Source organism: Bradyrhizobium sp. CCBAU 53415 (genome assembly GCF_028128735.1).
Lineage (GTDB): Bacteria > Pseudomonadota > Alphaproteobacteria > Rhizobiales > Xanthobacteraceae > Bradyrhizobium.
In genome coordinates, this window is sequence record NZ_LBJF01000027.1 from 229,634 (window position 1) to 249,676 (window position 20,043).

A 20,043-nucleotide genomic window follows, 5' to 3' on the forward strand; every position below is an offset into this window, starting at 1 on the left:
CAATGACAGTCGCGTGATAAGAAATGGTTAATCAGAGGTAACGGCATGGCCGAACAATTGAACGATCGTGAGAGTTCCGGCCTGGCCGACAAGCTCATGCAATATCTGCCGGCGCGCTTCCGGCCGGGCACGGCCGTGGTGCCGGTGGTGCGGCTGTCAGGGGTGATCGGTGCGGTGACGCCGCTGCGCCCCGGCTTGACGCTTGCCGGCGTCGCGCGGGTGCTCGAGCGCGCGTTTTCATATCGGCACGCCAAGGCCGTGGCGCTGGTGATCAATTCTCCCGGCGGGTCGCCGGTGCAGTCGCGTCAGATCTACTTGCGCATCAAGCAGCTCGCGGCGGAGAAGAAGCTGCCGGTGCTCGTGTTCGTCGAGGACGTCGCGGCATCCGGTGGCTACATGATCGCCTGTGCCGGCGACGAGATCATCTGCGATCCGTCCTCGATCCTCGGCTCGATCGGCGTGGTCGGCGGCAGTTTTGGTTTTCAGGAGGCGATCAGGCGGCTCGGCATCGAGCGGCGCCTCTACACGGCCGGCGAGCACAAGGCGATGCTCGACCCGTTCCTCCCGGAAAACCCCGGTGACGTCGCCAAGCTGAAGGCGATCCAGCGCGAGATCCACCAGATCTTCATCTCGCTGGTCAAGGAGAGCCGCGGCGCAAGGCTGAAAGGCGCGGACGACAGCCTGTTCACGGGCGAATACTGGGCCGGCGAGAGCGCCATCGCGCTGGGGCTCGCCGACGGCATCGGCGATCTCCGCTCAATTCTTCGTGCCCGCTACGGCGAGAAGGTTCTCACCCCCATGATAGCGCAGCCGACCGGGCTGCTCTCCGGCCTTTTGGGACGGAAATCGCCCGGCGCGGGGCAGCTTTCAGCGCTGGAATCAATGGCCGGCTTGCCGGACGAGCTGATCTCGGCGGTCGAGACGCGGGCGATTTGGGCGAAATTCGGGTTCTAGGCCGGGCCCTCCCGCGCCATTTGGCCCGAGGTGAGCCAATTGCGATGCAGGCTCATCTGCGCAACAATACGTGTGGGGGCTGAGCACTAGACAAGGATCGACCGATGCCGCCGTTCGTCGCTTTCGCGGGCGTCCTGGGCGGGCTTGCCGTGGTCCGCTGGGCCTACAAGACCGCTGTCCGGATCAACCAGGAGCTGGAGGAGATGCGCCTGTCGCGCGTCGCCGAAGCCGCCCGTATGGGGGATATCCAGACGCTGAAGCGTGACCCCGTGACCGGAGCGTATAGGCCGGGGTAGTCGGCGCCTTCCCAAATGACGTCATTCCGGGGCGATGCAAAGCATCGAACCCGGAATCTCGAGATTCCGGGTTCGCCCATCGGGCGCCCCGGAATGACTGACGTTGGGGCCCATTTCGGCCCCCTTTGCCTTGATTCCCATCCCCGCCGTCGATACGGTCCCGCGCGATTCAAAGCCCCCCGCGAGAGCCTGATCTGACGATGGACGCCTCATTGCCCGCCCATATGCGCCCGGAACGTTCGTTCCAAGGCTTCATTCTCGCGCTGCAGCGGTTCTGGGCCGAGCAGGGCTGCGTGATCCTGCAGCCCTACGACATGGAAATGGGCGCGGGCACGTTCCATCCGGCGACCACCCTGCGCGCGCTCGGGCCAAAGCCCTGGAACGCGGCCTATGTGCAGCCCTCGCGGCGGCCCAAGGACGGCCGCTACGGCGAGAATCCGAACCGGATGCAGCACTACTACCAGTTCCAGGTGATCATGAAGCCGTCGCCGCCGAATCTTCAGGAGCTGTACCTGAAGTCGCTCGCCGCGATCGGCATCGATTCCGCCGTGCACGACATCCGCTTCGTCGAGGACGATTGGGAGAGCCCGACGCTGGGCGCCTGGGGCCTGGGTTGGGAGTGCTGGTGCGACGGTATGGAGGTCAGCCAGTTCACCTATTTCCAGCAGGTCGCGGGCTTCGAATGCGCCCCGGTCGCGGGTGAGCTCACTTATGGACTCGAGCGCCTCGCGATGTATGTGCAGGGCGTCGACCGCGTCTACGACCTCAACTTCAACGGCCGCGAGGGGGACGCCAAGGTCACCTATGGCGACGTTTTCCTGCAAGCCGAGCAGGAATATTCGCGGCACAATTTCGAACACGCCGACACCGCGATGCTGTTCGAGCAGTTCAAGATGGCGGAAGCGGCCTGCCGGAAATATCTCGATGCCGGCTGGCGCGAAAGCAATCGCAGAGAACACCTGATGGCGCTGCCGGCCTATGACCAGTGCATCAAGGCAAGCCATGTCTTCAATCTGCTCGACGCGCGCGGCGTGATCTCCGTGACCGAGCGGCAGAGCTACATTCTTCGCGTGCGCGAGCTGGCCAAGGCCTGCGGCGAGGCCTGGATCCACACTGAAGCGGGCGGAGCGGCCTGATGCCCGATCTTTTGCTTGAACTGTTCTCCGAAGAAATCCCCGCGCGCATGCAAGGAAAGGCGGCGGACGATCTGCGCCGCATGGTCACCGACAAGCTCGTCGCCGAAGGCCTCGTCTACGAGGGTGCGAAAGCGTTCGCCACGCCGCGCCGCCTTGCGCTCACCGTGCACGGCATCCCTGCGCGCCAGCCGGATCTCAAGACCGAACGCCGCGGACCCAAAGTCGGCGCGCCCGATGCGGCCGTGCAGGGTTTTCTGAAGGCGACGGGATTGAAGTCGCTGGACGAAGCAAAAATCCAGCGCGACCCCAAGGGCGATTTCTACATCGGCTTGATCGAGAAGCCCGGCCGCGACGCGATCGACGTGCTCGCGGAAATCCTGCCCGTCATCATCCGCACCTTCCCCTGGCCGAAATCGATGCGCTGGGGCGCGCGTTCGGGCAAGCCCGGCTCGCTCAACTGGGTACGTCCGCTGCACGCGATCACCGCGACCTTCGGGCTCGAGACCGAAGAGCCCGATGTCGTGAAGTTCGAGGTCGACGGCATCGCGACCGGCCAGACCACCTATGGCCACCGCTTCATGGCGCCGGCTGCGATCTCCGTGCGCCGCTTCGAGGACTACGAGGCAAAACTGCTCGGCGCCAAGGTCGTGCTCGACCCCGAGCGCCGCAAGGACGCGATCCTCACCGACGCCAAGCAGCTTGCCTTCGCGCAAGGGTTCGAGCTGGTCGAGGACCAGAATCTGCTCGACGAGGTCGCCGGCCTCGTCGAATGGCCGGTCGTGCTGATGGGCTCGTTCGAACAGGAATTCCTGGCGACGCCCGGCGAAGTGATCCGCGCCACCATCCGCAATAACCAGAAGTGCTTTGTCGTGAGCGACCCGAAAGCGGGCAAGCTCGCCAACAAGTTCATCCTGGTCGCCAATATCGAGGCGACCGACGGCGGCGCGACCATCGTCGCCGGCAACGAGCGCGTGATCCGCGCGCGGTTGAGCGATGCGAAGTTCTTCTACGAGACGGATCTGAAGACCAAGCTCGAGGACCGGCTGCCGAAGTTCGATCAGATCGTGTTCCACGAGAAGCTCGGCACCCAGGCCGAACGCATCAAGCGCATCGAGCGCCTTGCCGCGGAGATCGCGCCGCTGGTCGGCGCCGACGTCGCCAAGGCGACGCGCGCCGCGCGTCTGGCGAAAGCGGATCTGCTGACCGAAGTCGTCGGCGAATTCCCGGAGGTGCAGGGCCTGATGGGCAAGTACTACGCGCTGGCCCAGGGCGAGGACGCCTCCGTCGCCGCTGCCTGCGAGGAGCACTACAAGCCGCAAGGCCCCGCCGATCGCGTGCCGACCGATCCGGTCAGCGTCGCGGTGGCGCTCGCGGACAAGCTCGATACGCTGGTCGGCTTCTGGGCCATCGACGAGAAGCCGACGGGCAGCAAGGACCCGTATGCGCTGCGTCGGGCCGCTCTGGGTGTGATCCGGCTGATCGCGGAGAATACGCTGCGTCTGTCGCTGATGAAGGTGGCGGTATCCGCGCTCGCCGGCTTGTCGGTGAAGACGGCCGATGCGCAGAAGCTTCCAAGCGATCTCCTCGCCTTCTTCGCCGACCGCCTGAAGGTCCAGCTTCGCGAGCAGGGCGCGCGGCACGATCTCGTCGACGCCGTGTTCGCGCTCGGCGGCCAGGATGACCTCCTGATGATCGTCCGCCGCGTCGAGGCGCTTGGCAAATTCCTCGATAGCGACGACGGCAAGAACCTGCTCGCCGGTACCAAGCGTGCCAGCAACATCCTCTCGATCGAGGAGAAGAAGGACAAGCGGACCTTCGACGGCGCGCCCGATGCCGCGCTCTACAGCCTCGCTGAGGAGAAGGCGCTGGCGAAAGCGATCGGCGAGGTCAAGGCGGAGGCCAGCGCCGCCGTCGCCAGGGAGGATTTTGCCGCGGCGATGAGCGCCATGGCAAGGCTGCGGCCGCCGGTCGATGCGTTCTTCGACAAGGTTCGCGTCAACGACGACGATGCGAAGGTGCGCGAGAACCGCCTGAAGCTGCTGAACGAGATCCGCAGCGCCACGCGTGCGGTGGCGGACTTCTCGAAGATCCAGGATTGATCATTCCGTCATTCCGGGGCGGTGCGTAGCACCGAACCCAGAATCTCGAGATTCCGGGTTCGCGCTTCGCGCGTCCCGGAATGACAGCCACATAAAAAAGCCCCGCCCGGCGGGGGGAAGACCGGGCGGGGCCTGATGTCCGCTTAACTGCTCGCGCCAGCCTGATGTGACGCGCCGGACATCCAGTCGATGTCAATCGGTCGCGATGTCAGTCCAGCACCTCGACGATGCGGCGCGAGCGCGGCTCCACCAGGACGGTTTCGCCGTTCACCACGGTGTAGCGATAGGTGGTGGCGCCGAAACGTTGCGGCACGTCATAATAGGTGATGCCGGTCTCCGGTAACGTAGAACCGACCACCACGCGATCCGGAATGCTGAAGGCCGGTACACGTTGTTCGATGACATATTCGCGGAAGGCCGGCCGCTGCTCGACCGCGATGGTCGGGGTGCTGTCGACCGCGGCCGGCGCGCGTCCGATGGTGACACTGCTTTGCGCTTGGGCCGCAAGGGGGGAGCCGATCGCGGCCGCGAGCGCTGCAAGAGCAAGAATCCTGTTCCGCATGGACAACTCCTTCGACGTGATTTTTCGGGCGCGCCAATGGCGCGACCGGTTGCCAATGCATGCACCCTTCGCAATGTTCCGCGAAAAGGCCCGCCGCATTCGCGGCAATTTCGGGCAGTTTTCGCGAAGCGGGGAACTTGCAGCGCGTCTCGCGCATCTCTACTCCCGGAACAGGGACGGCTATGATCCGCCCGCGATTCGCCTCACCTCCACGGAAAGATTGTTCATGCACATCACCGTCGCCCACATTTCGCCGATCCTGTCGTTGATTGCGGGCGTGCTTATCCTGATCATGCCGCGGCTTCTCAACCTCATTGTCGCAATCTTCCTCATCGTGAACGGCGCGATCGGGCTCGGGCTCCTGAAGTGGCTCCGCTTCTAGGCGTCACTTTTCGGAACTGTCCGACTTGCGCGGGCCCGCCCAAAATGGTGTAAGGCCCGCGATTTCCCATTCCTCTCGCAGGTTGTGTGCAAGCTATGGCCAAAGCCGCCTCGAAGCCCAAGAAAATCCCAGCGAAATCAAAGTCCTCCGCCGTCACGAAAGCCGCGCCGCCGGCCCGTAAGGCGCTGGCCAAGAGCGCGCCGAAGCCGGTCGCCAAATCCGCTGCCAAGCCGGCGGCAAAGGCCGTGAAGGTCGCCGCGAAGCCGGCACCGAAGAAGGCCGCGCCCGCCAAGGCGGCGCCGGCAGCGGTCAAGGCCGGCAAGTGGGTGTTCACATTCGGCGACGGCAAGGCCGAGGGCCGCTCGGAGATGCGCGACCTGCTCGGCGGCAAGGGCGCAAACCTCGCCGAGATGGCCAATCTCGGTCTGCCGGTGCCTCCCGGCTTCACTATCCCGACTTCGGTCTGCACCTATTTCTACGCGCATGACAAGGCCTACCCGAAGGAATTGCAGTCGCAGGTTGAGAAGGCGCTGGACTATGTCGGCAAGTTGACCGGCAAGGTCTTCGGCGATGCCAAGAACCCGCTGCTCGTCTCCGTGCGCTCCGGCGCGCGCGCCTCGATGCCGGGCATGATGGACACCGTGCTCAATCTCGGTCTCAACGACCAGACCGTCGAAGCGCTGGCGGAATTGTCGGGCGACCGCCGCTTCGCCTATGACAGTTATCGCCGCTTCATCACCATGTATTCGGACGTGGTGCTCGGCTTCGAGCATCATCACTTCGAGGAAATCCTCGACACCTTCAAGGATAGCCAGGGCTACACGCTCGACACCGATCTGTCCGCGGACGACTGGGTCGAACTGGTCGGCAAGTACAAGGACGCGGTCGCGCGCGAGACCGGCAAGGACTTCCCGCAGGATCCGCATGACCAGCTCTGGGGCGCGATCGGCGCGGTGTTTTCCTCCTGGATGAATGCGCGCGCGGTGACCTACCGCAAGCTGCACGACATTCCGGAATCCTGGGGCACTGCGGTCAACGTCCAGGCCATGGTGTTCGGCAACATGGGCGAGACCTCGGCCACCGGCGTTGCCTTCACCCGCAACCCGTCGACCGGCGAGAGCAAGCTCTACGGCGAGTTCCTGATCAACGCGCAGGGCGAAGACGTGGTGGCGGGCATCCGCACGCCGCAGGACATCACGGAGGAGGCGCGGAAAGAGTCGGGCTCCGACAAGGCCTCGATGGAATCGGCGATGCCGGAGGCCTTCAAGGAGCTGACGCGGATCTACACGCTGCTCGAGAAGCACTACCGCGACATGCAGGACATGGAGTTCACGGTCGAGCAGGGCAAGCTCTGGATGCTCCAGACCCGCGGCGGCAAGCGCACCGCGAAAGCGGCGCTGCGCATCGCTGTCGAGCTCGCCAATGAAGGCCTGATCTCGAAGAAGGAAGCGGTGACGCGCATCGATCCGGCTTCGCTCGATCAGCTCTTGCATCCGACCATCGATCCCAATGCCAAGCGCGACGTGATCGCGACCGGACTGCCGGCATCCCCGGGTGCGGCCTCCGGCGAGATCGTGTTCTCCTCGGATGAAGCGGCCAAGCTCCAGGCCGACGGGCACAAGGTCATCCTGGTCCGCATCGAGACCAGCCCGGAAGACATCCACGGCATGCACGCTGCCGAAGGCATCCTGACCACCCGCGGCGGCATGACCTCGCACGCGGCGGTGGTCGCGCGCGGCATGGGCAAGCCCTGCGTCTCCGGCTGCGGCACCATCCGCGTCGATTACGGCCGCGGCACCATGAGCATCGGCTCGCGCACCTTCAAGACCGGCGACGTCATCACCATTGACGGCTCGCTCGGCCAGGTGCTCGCCGGCCGCATGCCGATGATCGAGCCGGAGCTCTCCGGCGAGTTCGGCACGCTGATGAACTGGGCCGACCAAGTCCGCAAGATCGGTGTGCGCGTCAATGCCGACACGCCCGACGACGCGCGCACCGCGATCAAGTTCGGCGCGGAAGGCATCGGCCTGTGCCGCACCGAGCACATGTTCTTCGAGGAGACGCGCATCCGCACGGTACGCGAGATGATCCTCTCCGAGGACGAGCAGTCGCGCCGCGCCGCGCTCGCAAAACTCCTTCCGATGCAGCGCGCCGACTTCGTCGAGCTGTTCGAGATCATGAAGGGCCTGCCCGTCACGATCCGGCTCTTGGATCCTCCACTCCACGAGTTCCTGCCGCACACCCATGCCGAGGTCGAGGAAGTGGCGCGCGCCATGAATACCGATCCGCGGCGTCTGGCCGACCGCGCGCGCGAACTCTCGGAGTTCAACCCGATGCTCGGCTTCCGCGGCTGCCGCATCGCGATCGCCTATCCGGAGATTGCAGAGATGCAGGCCCGTGCGATCTTCGAGGCGGCAGTCGAGGCGCAGAAGCGCACCGGCAAGGCCGTCGGCCTCGAGGTGATGGTGCCGCTGATCGCGACCAAGGCCGAACTCGATCTCGTCAAGGCGCGGATCGATGCCACGGCACAGGCGGTGATGCGCGACACCAACACCAAGCTGGCCTATCAGGTCGGTACCATGATCGAGCTGCCGCGCGCCTGTCTGCTCGCGGCCGAGATCGCACAGTCGGCCGAGTTCTTCTCGTTCGGCACCAACGACCTCACCCAGACGACCTACGGCATCAGCCGCGACGACGCGGCGAGCTTCCTCGGTCCCTACGTCGCGAAGGGCATTCTTTCGGTCGATCCCTTCATCTCTCTGGATCAGGAAGGCGTCGGCGAGCTCGTCAAGATCGGCGTCGCGCGCGGCCGCAAGACGCGCGCCTCGCTCAAGGTCGGCATCTGCGGCGAGCACGGCGGCGATCCCGCCTCCGTCGCCTTCTGCCACCACATCGGCCTCAACTACGTCTCCTGCTCGCCGTACCGCGTGCCGATCGCCCGGCTTGCAGCGGCGCAAGCCGCGCTCGGCAAGGCGATCGCGAGCCAGGCGTAGGCGGAGCGCAGGATTGAGTCGAGAGAGGCGGGGCCAAACCCCGCCTCTTTCATTTTGCACGACTCTCGCTCCACACGCCGTCATTGCGAGCGCAATGACGAGCTTGCGGGAAGCGTTCACTACACGCGCTGTCATCGCCCGCGAAGGCGGGCGATCCAGTACGCCGAGACGGCAATGATTGAATCGAGAAGCCGCGGCATACTGGATGCCTCGCCTTCGCGTGGCATGACACCGTTGATGTGGATGGACTTCGCGCGACACCAGGAACTCCCCGCATCCCGTCGCGATACGCGCCGGCAAGAGTTCCTTCACCATTCGCATTGACCGGTTGTTTACCGCTTCGCGTCAGGCCGCATTTACCAACGCGCGCGATCACCCCGTGAAAACACCTGTGTTCGCTTGAGTGTGTTGCACGCGCAACGCCGATTAACGCCCCGGCAACCTAAATTGGATACTTACGATAAAGATCGAATTGCACGGATGTACTGAGTTCGATCGGACGAGCGTAAGCGTAGCGTGAGCGTATCGATGTCAGTGTTGCGTAACCATCCGAAGGGCGCGCGGTTCGCGTCCTTCGGCATCGGTCTCTGCATCTTCGCATTGGTGCCGAGAGAGACCGGCTATCAGGACATTGCCTCGTTGCTGGCGCGCCAACCCGGCGTCGCCGAGCGTTGGCAGAAGCAGGTGTTCTCCGCGGCGTCATCGATCCAGCTTGCGACCTACAGCTTTTCGCGGCCCATTGGCACCTCCGTTCCGCAGAGCGCGATGGTTCGGCTCGCGAGCCTCGACGGCCGCGACGTCACCGGCGCGATCAGCCGCAATCCTGCGCTTCAGGCGCCGCCGCGCTACCAGGCTTCCGACTTTCCCAAGGTCGATCGCTCCCTGAAGGGTGATCGCCTCGCAACCTTCACGCCGACGCAAGCTCCCGAGACGGTCGCACCAGCTGCGGAGCCGGCCAAGGACGATCCTGCGACGTCGAACAGCTCGGTTTTCGGCGCCAAGAGCGCCGCGTTGCCTCAGGCGATGTCGCCGGAATCCGCGGCCGCGCTCGATCCCGAGCTCCAGGAAGCGCTGCGCGCGCCGCCGCTGCCGCAATATTCCAATCCGCCGCAGGCCAGCGACGCTGCGCGCGCGCTCGCGACCGCACCGCTGGAGGCGTTGAAGCAGGCCCCCGCCGCGCCCACACCGGCGCGCGATCCCTTCAGCGTCAAGACCTCGAGCCTGTTCTTCGGCAGCTCCTCACTCGGAGGCAATCTCGAGACTATCGAGAGCTGGCAGCCCGGCGCCGAGCCTCTGATCGTAATGCCCGACCCGGACATGAAGGTGACGGCCTCGCTGACCCCGCCGACGGCGGACACCGCCAAGGACATCGAGAGCGGCGAGAGCGTTGCGCCGAAGGGCGAGGTCAACGCCGACAACCAGCGCGCCAGATCGCCGGCGGAGCGGCTCGCGCTCGACGACAAGGCGCGCGCGAAATCCGAGAAGTGCCTCGCCGAAGCCGTCTACTTCGAATCCCGCGGCGAGGCCGTGCGCGGCCAGATCGCAGTGGCGCAGGTGGTGATGAACCGCGTGTTTTCCGGCAAATACCCCGAGACCGTGTGCGGCGTGGTCTACCAGAACAAGTACCGCCATTTCGCCTGCCAGTTCACCTTCGCCTGCGACAACAATCCGGACGTCATCCGCGAGCCCGACATGTGGGAGCGCGCCAAGAAGATTTCCAAGGCGATGCTCGACGGCCAGATCTGGCTGCCCGAGGTCGGCAAGTCCACGCACTACCATGCCTATTGGGTCCGCCCGTCCTGGGTCGCCGAGATGAAGAAGATGTACAGGACCGGCGTGCACACCTTCTATCGGCCGCGCAACTGGGGCGACGGCAGCGAGGAACCGAGTTGGGGCACTCCGGCCCAGACTGCCGCGCTGTCGGCCGAACTCGCACAGGAAGCCAAGAGCTCCGCCGAAATGGGTGTGAGCGAGCGCAGGTAATGTTCCTTCGCCTCTCCCCGCAAGCGGGAAGAGGTGAAGAAATCACGCCTCGATATCCAGCGCGCAGTCGAAGTTCGGCGCCGAATGCGTCAGTGCGCCTGCCGAGGCGTAGTCGACGCCGGTCGCCGCGATCGCGGCGATCGAGTCCAGCGTGACGCCGCCTGACGCCTCCAGCTTGAGACGGCCCTCGTTGATCCTGACAGCCTCGCGCAGCATTGCGACGTCCATGTTGTCGAGCAGCACGGCATCGGCAAGTCCGGCGTGGAGCACTTCGCGCAGCTGCGCCAGCGTATCCACCTCGATCTCGATCTTGATGAGATGGCCCGCGTGGACACGCGCGCGCTCCAGCGCCGGGCGGACGCCGCCGGCGACCGCGATGTGGTTGTCCTTGATCAGGATGGCATCGTCGAGGCCGAAGCGATGGTTGAAGCCGCCGCCGCAACGTACCGCGTATTTCTCCAGCGCGCGCAATCCCGGCGTGGTTTTTCTCGTGCAGCAGATGCGCATCCTGGTGCCCTCCGTGCGCGCGACGTAGTCCGCCGTGAGCGTCGCAACGCCCGACAGGCGGCCGACGAAATTCAGCGCGGTTCGCTCGGCCGTGAGAATGGCGCGCGCGGGGCCAGAGATCGCCAGCACATGCTGGCCGCGAGCAACCCGCGTGGCATCGCGGACATGCGCGCGCACCTCGATGTCGGGCGACAGCTTCTGCAAGGTTGCGAGCGCCAGCGGCAATCCGGCAATCACGCCGGGCTGGCGCGCGACGAGGATCGCTTGCGCTCTGGTCGCTTCCGGGATCGTCGCAAGCGAGGTGATGTCGCCGGCGCGGCCGAGGTCCTCGTCGAGCGCGCGCTGGACGACTGTGTTGATCGCGAGCGGGGACAGAAAGGCGTCGGGATGGAGCAGTGAGGTTGGAGTGATCATGGGGTTTCCTTCAGGCGATCATGGATTGCGCAATGCGCGGCAGCGGACGCTCGTTCAGGCTCTCCGCGACCTCGCGCATCGCGACGAGCGTCGTCATCGTTCTCCGAGCCGGCCCGGGAACGTCAGCCGGATGATCGGAACGGAAATGCGCGCCGCGGCTTTCGCGCCGCGTCCAGGCCGCAGCGGCGACGAACAGGGCTGACGTCGCCAAGTTGCGGAGGACGATGTTTCCGGCCTCGCGTTCGAGCATGGCAAAGTGGCGCACGGCTTCCGCGAGCCCGTCGCCCTCGCGGATGACGCCGACATGCGCGCTCATCATCGTCCGCAACCCTTTCATGGCCGCGGCATCCGGCGCGCCGCCCCGCGGCGTTACCAGCGCATCGGGCAGGTGCGCGGGCGCGGGGATCGTCCGGCCGGCGATGTCGTCAGCGATGCGCGCGGCATAGACCACGGCTTCCAGCAGCGAATTCGAGGCGAGCCGGTTGGCGCCATGCGCGCCGGTCGAGGAGACTTCGCCGCCGGCCCAGAGCCCCTCGATCGAGCTGCGCCCGCGCGCGTCCACCGCGATGCCGCCCATGTGGTAGTGCGCAGCGGGCGCGATCGGGATGGCTTGCGTCGCGGGATCGACGCCGGCGGCGATACAGCTCGCATGCACGGTCGGAAATCTTTCGGCAAAGCGGGCGCCCAGCGCCTGCCTCGCATCGAGGAAGGCGCCGCGCCCGGCTGCGACCTCGGCAAACACGCCGCGGGCCACGATGTCGCGCGGTGCAAGCTCGGCGAGCGGGTGGCGCGCCCTCATGAAGCGCTCGCCATGGCCGTTGATCAGCGTCGCGCCTTCGCCACGCAAGGCTTCGGTGGCGAGCGGCGCCGGATCGCGGCCGACCATGATGGCGGTGGGGTGGAACTGCACGAATTCAGGGTCGGCGATCACGGCGCCGGCGCGGGCCGCGATCGCAAGGCCGGAGCCGCTGGCCTCAACCGGATTGGTGGTGACGTCATAGAGATGGCCGAGCCCGCCGGTCGCAAGCACGATCGCGCGTGAGGCGAGCACGACCGGTCGTGCAGCGCGATTGCCGGCCTCGCGCAGTTGAAGGCCGGTGACGGCGCCGTCCTCGGTCAACAGTGCCTCGGCGACGAAGCCTTCCATCAGGCGGATCGAGGGCGTGCGACGTACGGCATCGCTCAAGGCGGCGATGATCGCGGCGCCAGCGCCATCGCCGCGCACATGCACGATGCGGCGGGCGGAATGTGCAGCTTCCTGCCCGACGGCAAGCCCGCCTTCGAGATCGCGATCGAACGGCACGCCATAGGCGAGAAGGTCATGGATGCGCGGCGCCGCCTCGCGCGCAATCCCGAGTGCGACGGCTTCATCGACAAGGCCGCCGCCAACCGCGATGGTATCGGCGGCGTGTGCCTCCGGTGTGTCGCCTTCGGCCACCGCCGCGGCGATGCCGCCTTGCGCCCATGCGGACGATGCGCCTTGTCCGAGCGGCGCGGCCGAGATCAAGGTCACCGGCCGCGGCGCGAGCTTCAGCGCGCAGAACAGTCCGGCAAGGCCGCCGCCGACGATGACGACGTTGTCGGTCGAGCGGGTGAGGTCGTGGATGGTGTTCGTCATTGTCCTCTCCATTCACTCCGCCGTCGTCCCTGTGAAAGCAGGGACCCATACGCTGCGGCGGAAATTGTCTTACGAAGCTCCGCCACGCTGTTCTTCGCCAAACGTCTGCCTGTGGCTATGGGTCCCGGATCTGCGCTTCGCTTGTCCGGGACGACAGCGGAGTTTGCTGCTGCGGGTTGCCTTCAATTCTTCAGATTGATCATGCGCTCGACTGAACGCCGGGCACGGGCCGCAAGCGCGGGATCGATCGTCACCTCCTCGCGAAGCGTCAGGAGGCTCTCAAGAATGTTGGCGAGCGTAATGCGCTTCATGTGCGGGCAGAGATTGCAGGGCCGCAGCATCTCGACATCGGGAAGCTCGGCCCGCACGTTGTCGGCCATCGAGCATTCCGTGATCATGACGAGTCGCCGCGGCCGCTTCGCGCGCACCCAGTTGATCATGTGTGCGGTCGAACCGGTGAAGTCGGCTTCCGCCAGCACGTCCGGCGGGCACTCCGGATGCGCGATGATCTGGACGGACGGATCGGCTTCGCGAAAGCTCCGCAGCTCCTCGCCCGTGAAGCGCTCATGCACCTCGCAGGCGCCTTTCCAGGCGATGATCTCAACGTCGGTCTTCGAAGCCACGTAAGTGGCGAGGTATCGGTCGGGCAGGAAGATCACGCTTCGAGCGCCCAGACTCTCGACCACCTGCACCGCGTTCGAAGACGTGCAGCAGATATCGACCTCCGCCTTCACCTCTGCCGAGGTGTTGACATAGGCAACGACGGGCACACCGGGAAATTTTGCGCGGAGCAGCCGTACGTCCGCGCCGGTGATGCTGGCGGCAAGCGAGCAGCCCGCGCGCGAGTCCGGGATCAAGACGGTCTTGTCCGGATTGAGCAGCTTCGAGGTTTCCGCCATGAAGTGCACGCCGCACTGAACGATGATGTCTGCCTTCACCTTGGTGGCTTCGACCGCGAGCTGGAGCGAGTCGCCGCCGATATCGGCCACACAGTGGAAGATCTCCGGGGCCTGGTAGTTGTGGGCAAGGATCACCGCGCCCCGCGCGCGCTTCAGCTGGTTGATCGCGTGGATGGCCGGCGCCATCAGCGGCCATTCGATCGGCGGGATCACGTGTTTGACGCGGTCGTAGAGTGGCGCGGTGGCACGTTCGATCTCCGGCGTCCATTCCAGTGCGGGCACTGGCAATCTCGGTCCCGTGGGGACCGGCGCGGCGCGCGGGGAGGTGATGAGTTGGCCCTGCGGCCGGTTGGTAAAGTCGTCGGGGCCGTAAATTCCAGCGATCGGCATCGAAACCTCCCGTGCACGTTATTTATGCTCAATTTGAGAATATCAAGGATCCTAGAAGTCCGGCCGAGAGGCCGGTCGCATGTCTCCGCTACCAGATATACTCAATCTGAGTAAATCAAGGATAACACGCTCCGCTGCGTGTGGCTAGGTCCTGCCGCACACATTCCCGTCAATTTGCGGCTGATGCGTCGAGCGAGGCCGCATTGAAACGCAATGCTCCCGCGGCAGCTCCTCGTGGAATGCAACCGTCTCTGACTAGGTATCCTTTTTGACTTGGGATTTGCATGCAGATGCATTAAACGGGCTAACCTCGCGGCTGCTCATTTGCGGATCCGCCAACGACAGACAAGGAAGACCATGTCGACACAGATCGGCGAGCTCGCTCCGGCCTCCCGTTCCTCCAACTGGCGCACTCCGGCCATCATCATTCTCTGCGGTTGTGCGATCGGCATGCTCGGCTTCGGTCCGCGTTCGGCGCTCGGGTTTTTCGTGCAGCCGATGAGTCACGAATTCAGTTGGGGCCGCGACGTGTTTGGCCTCGCGATTGCCGTCCAGAATCTGTTGTGGGGGCTGGGCCAGCCGTTCGCCGGCGCCGTCGCCGATCGCTTCGGCCTGTTCCGGGTGATGTGCGTGGGGGCGCTGCTCTATGCCGGCGGCCTGCTCCTGATGCGCTACTCCTCGACGCCGCTCTCACTGAATATCGGTGCTGGCGTGATGGTCGGCTTTGGTCTCGCGGGCTGCTCGTTCAACCTGGTGCTGTCGGCGTTCAGCAAGCTCCTGCCGGCCGAGAAGCGCGGCCTTGCGCTCGGTGCCGGCACGGCGGCGGGGTCGTTCGGGCAGTTCCTGTTCGCACCGATTGGCGTCGCGTTGATCGATAATTTCGGCTGGCAGCAGGCGCTCACCGTGTTCGGCTTCCTCATGCTGCTGATCATTCCGCTGTCGCTGGCGCTCTCGACGCCGCCGGTCGCAAGCACGGCCAACATGGCGCCTGCGGATGAGCAGACCTTCACCCGGGCGCTGGCGGAAGCCTTCGGTCATCGCTCCTACGTGCTCTTGGTGCTTGGCTTCTTCACCTGCGGCTTCCAGCTCGCCTTCATCACCGTGCATCTGCCGGCATTCCTCGTTGATCGCGGCATCTCGACCCAGACTGGCGGCTGGGTGATCGCGGCGATCGGCCTGTTCAACATCATGGGATCGCTGAGCGTCGGTTATCTCCAGAACTATCTGCCCAAGCGCTACATCCTCTCGACCATCTATTTCACCCGCGCGCTCGCGACGCTCGCCTTCATCTCGTTCCCGATCACGCCGTTCTCGGCGATCGCGTTCGGCGCGATCTCCGGCCTGACCTGGCTGTCGACGGTGCCTCCGACCTCGGCGCTGGTGGCGCTCATGTTCGGCACGCGCTGGCTTGCGACGCTCTACGGCTTTGCCTTCGTCAGCCATCAGGTCGGCGGCTTCCTCGGCGTCTGGTTAGGGGGCGTCGTATTCGAGCGCTTCGGTTCCTATACGCCGATCTGGTGGCTCTCGATCCTGTTCGGCGTGCTTTCCGCACTGATCAATCTTCCGATTGTGGAGAAACCGGTTCAGCGGGCGGTTGCGCAACCTGCCTGATCGGCTAAACAATCCGTGAAACGAGTCAGGGAGTGCAGTCGTGGCCACATTCAAGGCGATCAGGATCGACAAGGCGGACAAGGGCACCACCGCGCAGCTCGCGCAGTTCGACGAAGCCGAACTGATGGAGGGCGATGTCACCGTCCGCGTGGAATGGTCGACGCTGAACTACAAGGACGGCCTCGCGCTCACCGGCAAGGCGCCGGTGGTGCGCCGCTTCCCGATGATCGCCGGCATCGACTTCGCCGGCACCGTCGAGCAGTCCTCGCATCCACAGTGGAAGGCTGGCGACAAGGTCGTCTGCACCGGTTGGGGCATGGGCGAGACCCATCTCGGCGCCTATGCCGAGAAGGCGCGGGTGAAGGGCGACTGGCTGGTCGCCTTGCCGCAAGGCCTGTCGGCGCGCGATGCCATGGCGATCGGTACCGCCGGCTTCACTGCGATGCTCGCGGTTCTGGCGCTCGAGAAGCACGGCATCTTGCCGAAGAGCGGGCCGGTGGTGGTGACAGGAGCCGCCGGCGGCGTCGGCTCGGTCGCGATCGCCGTGCTCTCGAAGCTCGGCTATCACGTCATCGCTTCGACCGGCCGGGCCTCGGAGGCCGACTATCTGAAGCACCTGGGCGCGACCGAAGTCATCGACCGCAACGAATTGTCGGCACCGGCAAAACCTCTCGCCAAGGAGCGCTGGGCGGGCGGCGTCGACAGCGTCGGCTCGACCACCCTCGCCAACCTGCTCTCGATGACCAGATATGGCGGGGCGATTGCGGCTTGCGGCCTGGCCGCCGGTATGGACCTGCCGTCCTCGGTCGCGCCGTTTATTTTGCGCGGAGTGTGCCTTCTCGGCATCGATTCCGTGATGTGCCCGATCGAGCCGAGGAGGGCGGCCTGGCAACGCCTCGCGTCCGATCTGGATCGGGAAAAACTATCTGAAATCACTAAGGAAATTTCGCTCGATGAGGTTTCGGAGTGGGGCACGAAAATCCTTGCTGGCCAAGTCCGGGGCCGCATCGCGGTTAAAATTGTCTAGCGGCGTTTAGACTTTACCAACCAAGCTGCTCCAATGTTGCCTTGGTTCGTATGGTAAGCAGCAGGTAAAGAGACAGGGCGTCGCCCGCTGCGGGGGTTGAGTTCGGAGTTGAGCATGCTTGCGCGTATTGTGTTGGGGGCTGTCACGGCGGCAGCAACATTTGCGCCGGCCATTGCTGGAAGCATGAACGCCGATGAGGCGCGCCGCTTCGTGGCCGGCAAAGTGTTCGCCTTCACCTGCTTCGACGGCACCCGCGGTGCGGGCCGCATTCTCGACGATCTCGGCGCCGCCGGTGCAGTGCAGTTCTCGGGCGCAGGCCCGGTCCGTCACCTCCGCCTGCCCGGCAATACGCTCCAGATCCGCGGCCAGAACGTCTGCGCCTCGATCAAGGGCATCCCGTTCGAGCCCTGTTTCAACCTGGAAAAGACCGACGATCGCAGCTTCCGCGGTTCGGTGTCGGGCATGGGCTTCGCCTATTGCGACTTTCATCACCAAGGCGGCAACCAGATGCTGATGGCGCGGGCTGCGGCGCGGCCGCGCTCGCTGCGGACCTCGGAGCGCACCGGTTCGGTCGGTGCATCGAACACCGAAGTCGCCGCGCGCGTCGAGACGCCGCGTGTCGAGAGCAGCCGGCTCGAGCCGGTGAAGGCCGAAGCCAAGTCCGAGCCGGCGAAGAACGAAGGCCCGCTGGAGCTGCGCCGGTCGACCCAGTGAGCTGGCCTGCGCGGGATGGTCCGCGCGCCTTGTCGTCGAAGACATCCATCGAACACGAAGCCGCCGCGCCGCAATCATACGGACGGCGGCCTTCATGCCTTGGTAACTGTTCGCGCCTCAGTTTGCGTGCGGCCCGGGGGCGGTCCCACGCAAGGGGCAACGATGTCGTATCGGCGCCTCGGTGCGGGAGATGGCCTCGAGCGAGCACGTCGGAATGATCCGTCGGCGTGTTCGCGGTGCTCGTCCTCGTCGGCTCCTGGCTGATGTCGTTCCTGACCACCGCGCGGCCGATCCGCGCCCTCACCATGGCCATGGACAAGCTTGCCGGCGGCGTCGGCGACTGAAGAGCTCTCGTCGTCCAACATCACCGATGTGCAGCACGGCGCGGGCGAGACCGGCCCGGCGTCCTTGAAGGTGCCGGCGGCGGCGCAATCGCTGTCCGGCGACGGCAACCGGCTGAAGCTGGAGGTCGGCAAGTTCATGGCAACCGTGTGCGCGGCCTGACGCTCGCCGTTCGCAAAGCTGCGTTCGCATCGCAGCAGTGGATGTTCATGCGACTGCAACAGATGGTTGCAGAGAAGATAACGGACGCCGAACCCTTCGCGTAGTTCTACGTAGGTTCCTGTTAACGCCTGTTTGGAATTATGGGCGCAATCTTACGGGATAAGAATCAGCCAGCATCGTTGAACTGACTTCCGCCCTTTCGTCCGCTGCGACGACTGCGGCGCAGGCGATTTGCGCGTTGCTGGTATCATCGGGATTTGTGTGATGTCGAAGTTGTCGATCGTGTTCAAGCTGCTGACGGTGCTGTCGGTCCTCGTGCTTTCGCTCGCCGGTGTCGGCGTGATGGCGATCGGCACGATGCAGAACATCAACGCCCATACCGTCGAGATTGCGGAGAGCTGGCTGCCGAGCGTGCGTGCGCTCGGCTCGATGCGCGCCGACATCAATGAGCTGCGCGTCGCGCTGCGTCTGCACCTGATGCAGGATACTGCCGAGGGCAAGGACGCCGCCGAGAAACGCCTGGCTTCATTGCGCGAGCGTATCGAGAAGACCCGCAAGGTCTACGAGCCGCTGATCACGGCCGCCGAGGAGCGCTCGCTGTACGAGCAATGGACCAGGGCTTGGGCCGAGTATCTGAATGGCGTGCAGGAGGTGATGGCGCTGTCGCGCAAGAGCGTCGGCCGCTTCCCGACCGATGCCAACGAGATGTTGCAGACCAAGGTCGCGAAGATGGCGCAGGCCGCCGATCCGTTGCTCCTGAAGGGCATCGAGATGAACAACCAGGGCGCCGAGCTGGAGACGAAGCAGGCGGCAGACAGCTACGCCACCATCTTCCGCGCGCTGGTTGGGATCATCCTGGCCTCCGTCGTGGTTGCGATCGGCGCCGCCTATTATCTCGTGCGCGACGTCTCGCGCGGCATTGCTTCGATCGTCCGTCCGATGCAGTCGCTCGGCGAGGGCGACCTCTCGGCCGAGGTGCCGCATCGTGGCGAGAGGACCGAGATCGGCTCGATGGCGGATGCGCTCCAGATTTTCAAGGAGGCGCTGATCGCCAAGAAGGCCGCCGACGAGGCGGCGGCGCGCGACGCCGAGGCCAAGATCGAGCGCGGTCGCCGCGTCGATGCCATCACCCGCAATTTCGAGGCGATGATCGGCGAGGTCGTCGAGACCGTGTCATCGACCTCGACCGAACTCGAGGCCTCGGCGGCCACGCTGAGCGGCACAGCGCAGCGCGGCCAGGAACTTGCAACGGTCGTCGCGGCTGCGTCGGAGGAAGCTTCCACCAACGTCCAGGCGGTGGCGTCCGCTTCCGAGGAACTGTCGTCCTCGATCACCGAGATCAGCCGACGCGTGCAGGATTCGGCGCGGATGGCTGTTGAAGCCGTCGAGCAGGCGACGCGAACCAACGAGCGCGTCAACGCGCTGTCGCAGGCGGCCTCCCGCATCGGCGACGTGGTCGAGCTCATCAACACCATCGCGGGCCAGACCAACCTCCTCGCGCTGAATGCGACCATCGAAGCGGCGCGCGCCGGTGAGGCCGGCCGCGGCTTTGCCGTCGTCGCCGCCGAAGTCAAGGCACTCGCCGAGCAGACGGCGAAAGCGACCGGTGAAATCGGCGCGCAGGTTTCGGGCATCCAGGCCGCGACGCAAGAATCCGTCAGCGCCATCCAGGAGATCGGCGGCACCATCGAGCGGCTGTCGGAGGTGTCCTCGGCCATCGCCGCCGCCGTCGAGGAACAAGGCGCGGCCACGCAGGAGATTTCGCGGAACGTTCATCAGGCCGCGCTCGGCACCCAGCAGGTCTCGTCCAACATCACCGACGTGCAGCGCGGCGCGATCGAGACCGGCTCGGCCTCGGGCGAAGTGCTGTCCGCGGCGAAATCGCTGGCGACCGACAGCACCCGCCTGAAGCTCGAAGTCGCGCAGTTCCTGGCATCGGTCCGCGCGGCCTGAC

At 65.3% G+C, this 20,043-nt stretch carries 16 protein-coding genes; 12 read left to right on the forward strand and 4 right to left on the reverse strand.

Annotated elements, in window-relative coordinates:
- The first annotated feature begins 45 nt into the window (after positions 1-45).
- The 4 genes from XH87_RS29350 (at position 46) to glyS (ending at position 4,485) form a co-directional block, all read left to right on the forward strand.
- Positions 46-954, forward strand: a complete 909-nt coding sequence (locus tag XH87_RS29350) for a S49 family peptidase (protein ID WP_271589917.1) — start codon at positions 46-48, stop codon at positions 952-954.
- A 104-nt stretch (positions 955-1,058) separates the two neighbouring features.
- A complete protein-coding gene (locus tag XH87_RS29355; protein ID WP_028178670.1) occupies positions 1,059-1,250 on the forward strand; it encodes a hypothetical protein in 192 nt (63 codons plus the stop codon).
- A gap of 200 nt (positions 1,251-1,450) precedes the next feature.
- The gene (locus XH87_RS29360) at positions 1,451-2,386 is read left to right on the forward strand and encodes a glycine--tRNA ligase subunit alpha (protein ID WP_271589918.1); all 936 of its coding nucleotides are present in this window, start codon (positions 1,451-1,453) and stop codon (positions 2,384-2,386) included.
- Positions 2,386-4,485, forward strand: coding sequence for a glycine--tRNA ligase subunit beta (gene glyS / locus XH87_RS29365; protein WP_271589919.1), 2,100 nt, complete (start codon positions 2,386-2,388; stop codon positions 4,483-4,485). Before XH87_RS29360 ends, glyS begins: the two co-directional genes overlap by 1 nt.
- Positions 4,486-4,693: 208 nt before the next feature.
- On the opposite strand, the gene XH87_RS29370 is transcribed toward glyS, so the two are convergent.
- Positions 4,694-5,047, reverse strand: coding sequence for a DUF1236 domain-containing protein (locus XH87_RS29370; protein ID WP_271589920.1), 354 nt, complete (start codon positions 5,045-5,047; stop codon positions 4,694-4,696).
- 226 nt (positions 5,048-5,273) lie between these two features.
- Here XH87_RS29370 and XH87_RS29375 point away from each other — a divergent pair, with 226 nt between their 5' ends.
- From XH87_RS29375 to XH87_RS29385, 3 genes are all read left to right on the forward strand, one after another.
- Positions 5,274-5,429 (forward strand): DUF3096 domain-containing protein, encoded by a 156-nt coding sequence (locus tag XH87_RS29375; RefSeq protein WP_008562090.1) that lies wholly within the window; start codon positions 5,274-5,276, stop codon positions 5,427-5,429.
- A 95-nt stretch (positions 5,430-5,524) separates the two neighbouring features.
- Positions 5,525-8,422, forward strand: a complete 2,898-nt coding sequence (gene ppdK / locus XH87_RS29380) for a pyruvate, phosphate dikinase (protein WP_271589921.1) — start codon at positions 5,525-5,527, stop codon at positions 8,420-8,422.
- Between the two features lie 528 nt (positions 8,423-8,950).
- Entirely contained in the window at positions 8,951-10,405 is a 1,455-nt protein-coding gene (locus XH87_RS29385; protein WP_271589922.1) for a cell wall hydrolase, read from the forward strand.
- 42 nt (positions 10,406-10,447) lie between these two features.
- Here the strand turns inward: XH87_RS29385 and nadC are convergent, their stop codons facing one another.
- From nadC to nadA, 3 genes are all read right to left on the reverse strand, one after another.
- Entirely contained in the window at positions 10,448-11,326 is an 879-nt protein-coding gene (gene nadC, locus XH87_RS29390) for a carboxylating nicotinate-nucleotide diphosphorylase (RefSeq protein ID WP_271589923.1), read from the reverse strand.
- Between the two features lie 10 nt (positions 11,327-11,336).
- Positions 11,337-12,944, reverse strand: coding sequence for an L-aspartate oxidase (locus tag XH87_RS29395; RefSeq protein WP_271589924.1), 1,608 nt, complete (start codon positions 12,942-12,944; stop codon positions 11,337-11,339).
- Positions 12,945-13,126: 182 nt separating this feature from the next.
- Positions 13,127-14,233: a quinolinate synthase NadA gene (nadA, locus tag XH87_RS29400; RefSeq protein ID WP_271589925.1), complete on the reverse strand. Its 1,107-nt coding sequence runs from the start codon at positions 14,231-14,233 to the stop codon at positions 13,127-13,129.
- A gap of 357 nt (positions 14,234-14,590) precedes the next feature.
- Here nadA and XH87_RS29405 point away from each other — a divergent pair, with 357 nt between their 5' ends.
- From XH87_RS29405 to XH87_RS29425, 5 genes are all read left to right on the forward strand, one after another.
- Positions 14,591-15,844 carry an MFS transporter gene (locus XH87_RS29405; protein ID WP_158668034.1) on the forward strand — a complete coding sequence of 418 codons (1,254 nt, stop codon included), beginning with the start codon at positions 14,591-14,593 and terminating at the stop codon, positions 15,842-15,844.
- A gap of 40 nt (positions 15,845-15,884) precedes the next feature.
- The gene (gene acuI / locus XH87_RS29410; RefSeq protein ID WP_271589926.1) at positions 15,885-16,871 is read left to right on the forward strand and encodes an acrylyl-CoA reductase (NADPH); all 987 of its coding nucleotides are present in this window, start codon (positions 15,885-15,887) and stop codon (positions 16,869-16,871) included.
- Between the two features lie 114 nt (positions 16,872-16,985).
- Positions 16,986-17,585, forward strand: a complete 600-nt coding sequence (locus tag XH87_RS29415) for a hypothetical protein (RefSeq protein ID WP_271589927.1) — start codon at positions 16,986-16,988, stop codon at positions 17,583-17,585.
- 321 nt (positions 17,586-17,906) lie between these two features.
- A complete protein-coding gene (locus tag XH87_RS29420; protein WP_271590948.1) occupies positions 17,907-18,089 on the forward strand; it encodes a hypothetical protein in 183 nt (60 codons plus the stop codon).
- A 264-nt stretch (positions 18,090-18,353) separates the two neighbouring features.
- Positions 18,354-20,042: a methyl-accepting chemotaxis protein gene (locus XH87_RS29425; RefSeq protein WP_271589928.1), complete on the forward strand. Its 1,689-nt coding sequence runs from the start codon at positions 18,354-18,356 to the stop codon at positions 20,040-20,042.
- Position 20,043: the final 1 nt, after the last annotated feature.

Excerpts from the sequence above, each read along its gene's own strand:
- XH87_RS29350 (WP_271589917.1), top strand. The coding sequence starts at position 46 with ATGGCCGAACAATTGAACGATCGTGAGAGTTCCGGCCTGGCCGACAAG.
- XH87_RS29355 (WP_028178670.1), top strand. The coding sequence starts at position 1,059 with ATGCCGCCGTTCGTCGCTTTCGCGGGCGTCCTGGGCGGGCTTGCCGTG.
- XH87_RS29360 (WP_271589918.1), top strand. The coding sequence starts at position 1,451 with ATGGACGCCTCATTGCCCGCCCATATGCGCCCGGAACGTTCGTTCCAA.
- glyS (WP_271589919.1), top strand. The coding sequence starts at position 2,386 with ATGCCCGATCTTTTGCTTGAACTGTTCTCCGAAGAAATCCCCGCGCGC.
- XH87_RS29370 (WP_271589920.1), bottom strand. The coding sequence starts at position 5,047 with ATGCGGAACAGGATTCTTGCTCTTGCAGCGCTCGCGGCCGCGATCGGC.
- XH87_RS29375 (WP_008562090.1), top strand. The coding sequence starts at position 5,274 with ATGCACATCACCGTCGCCCACATTTCGCCGATCCTGTCGTTGATTGCG.
- ppdK (WP_271589921.1), top strand. The coding sequence starts at position 5,525 with ATGGCCAAAGCCGCCTCGAAGCCCAAGAAAATCCCAGCGAAATCAAAG.
- XH87_RS29385 (WP_271589922.1), top strand. The coding sequence starts at position 8,951 with ATGTCAGTGTTGCGTAACCATCCGAAGGGCGCGCGGTTCGCGTCCTTC.
- nadC (WP_271589923.1), bottom strand. The coding sequence starts at position 11,326 with ATGATCACTCCAACCTCACTGCTCCATCCCGACGCCTTTCTGTCCCCG.
- XH87_RS29395 (WP_271589924.1), bottom strand. The coding sequence starts at position 12,944 with ATGACGAACACCATCCACGACCTCACCCGCTCGACCGACAACGTCGTC.
- nadA (WP_271589925.1), bottom strand. The coding sequence starts at position 14,233 with ATGCCGATCGCTGGAATTTACGGCCCCGACGACTTTACCAACCGGCCG.
- XH87_RS29405 (WP_158668034.1), top strand. The coding sequence starts at position 14,591 with ATGTCGACACAGATCGGCGAGCTCGCTCCGGCCTCCCGTTCCTCCAAC.
- XH87_RS29415 (WP_271589927.1), top strand. The coding sequence starts at position 16,986 with ATGCTTGCGCGTATTGTGTTGGGGGCTGTCACGGCGGCAGCAACATTT.
- XH87_RS29425 (WP_271589928.1), top strand. The coding sequence starts at position 18,354 with ATGTCGAAGTTGTCGATCGTGTTCAAGCTGCTGACGGTGCTGTCGGTC.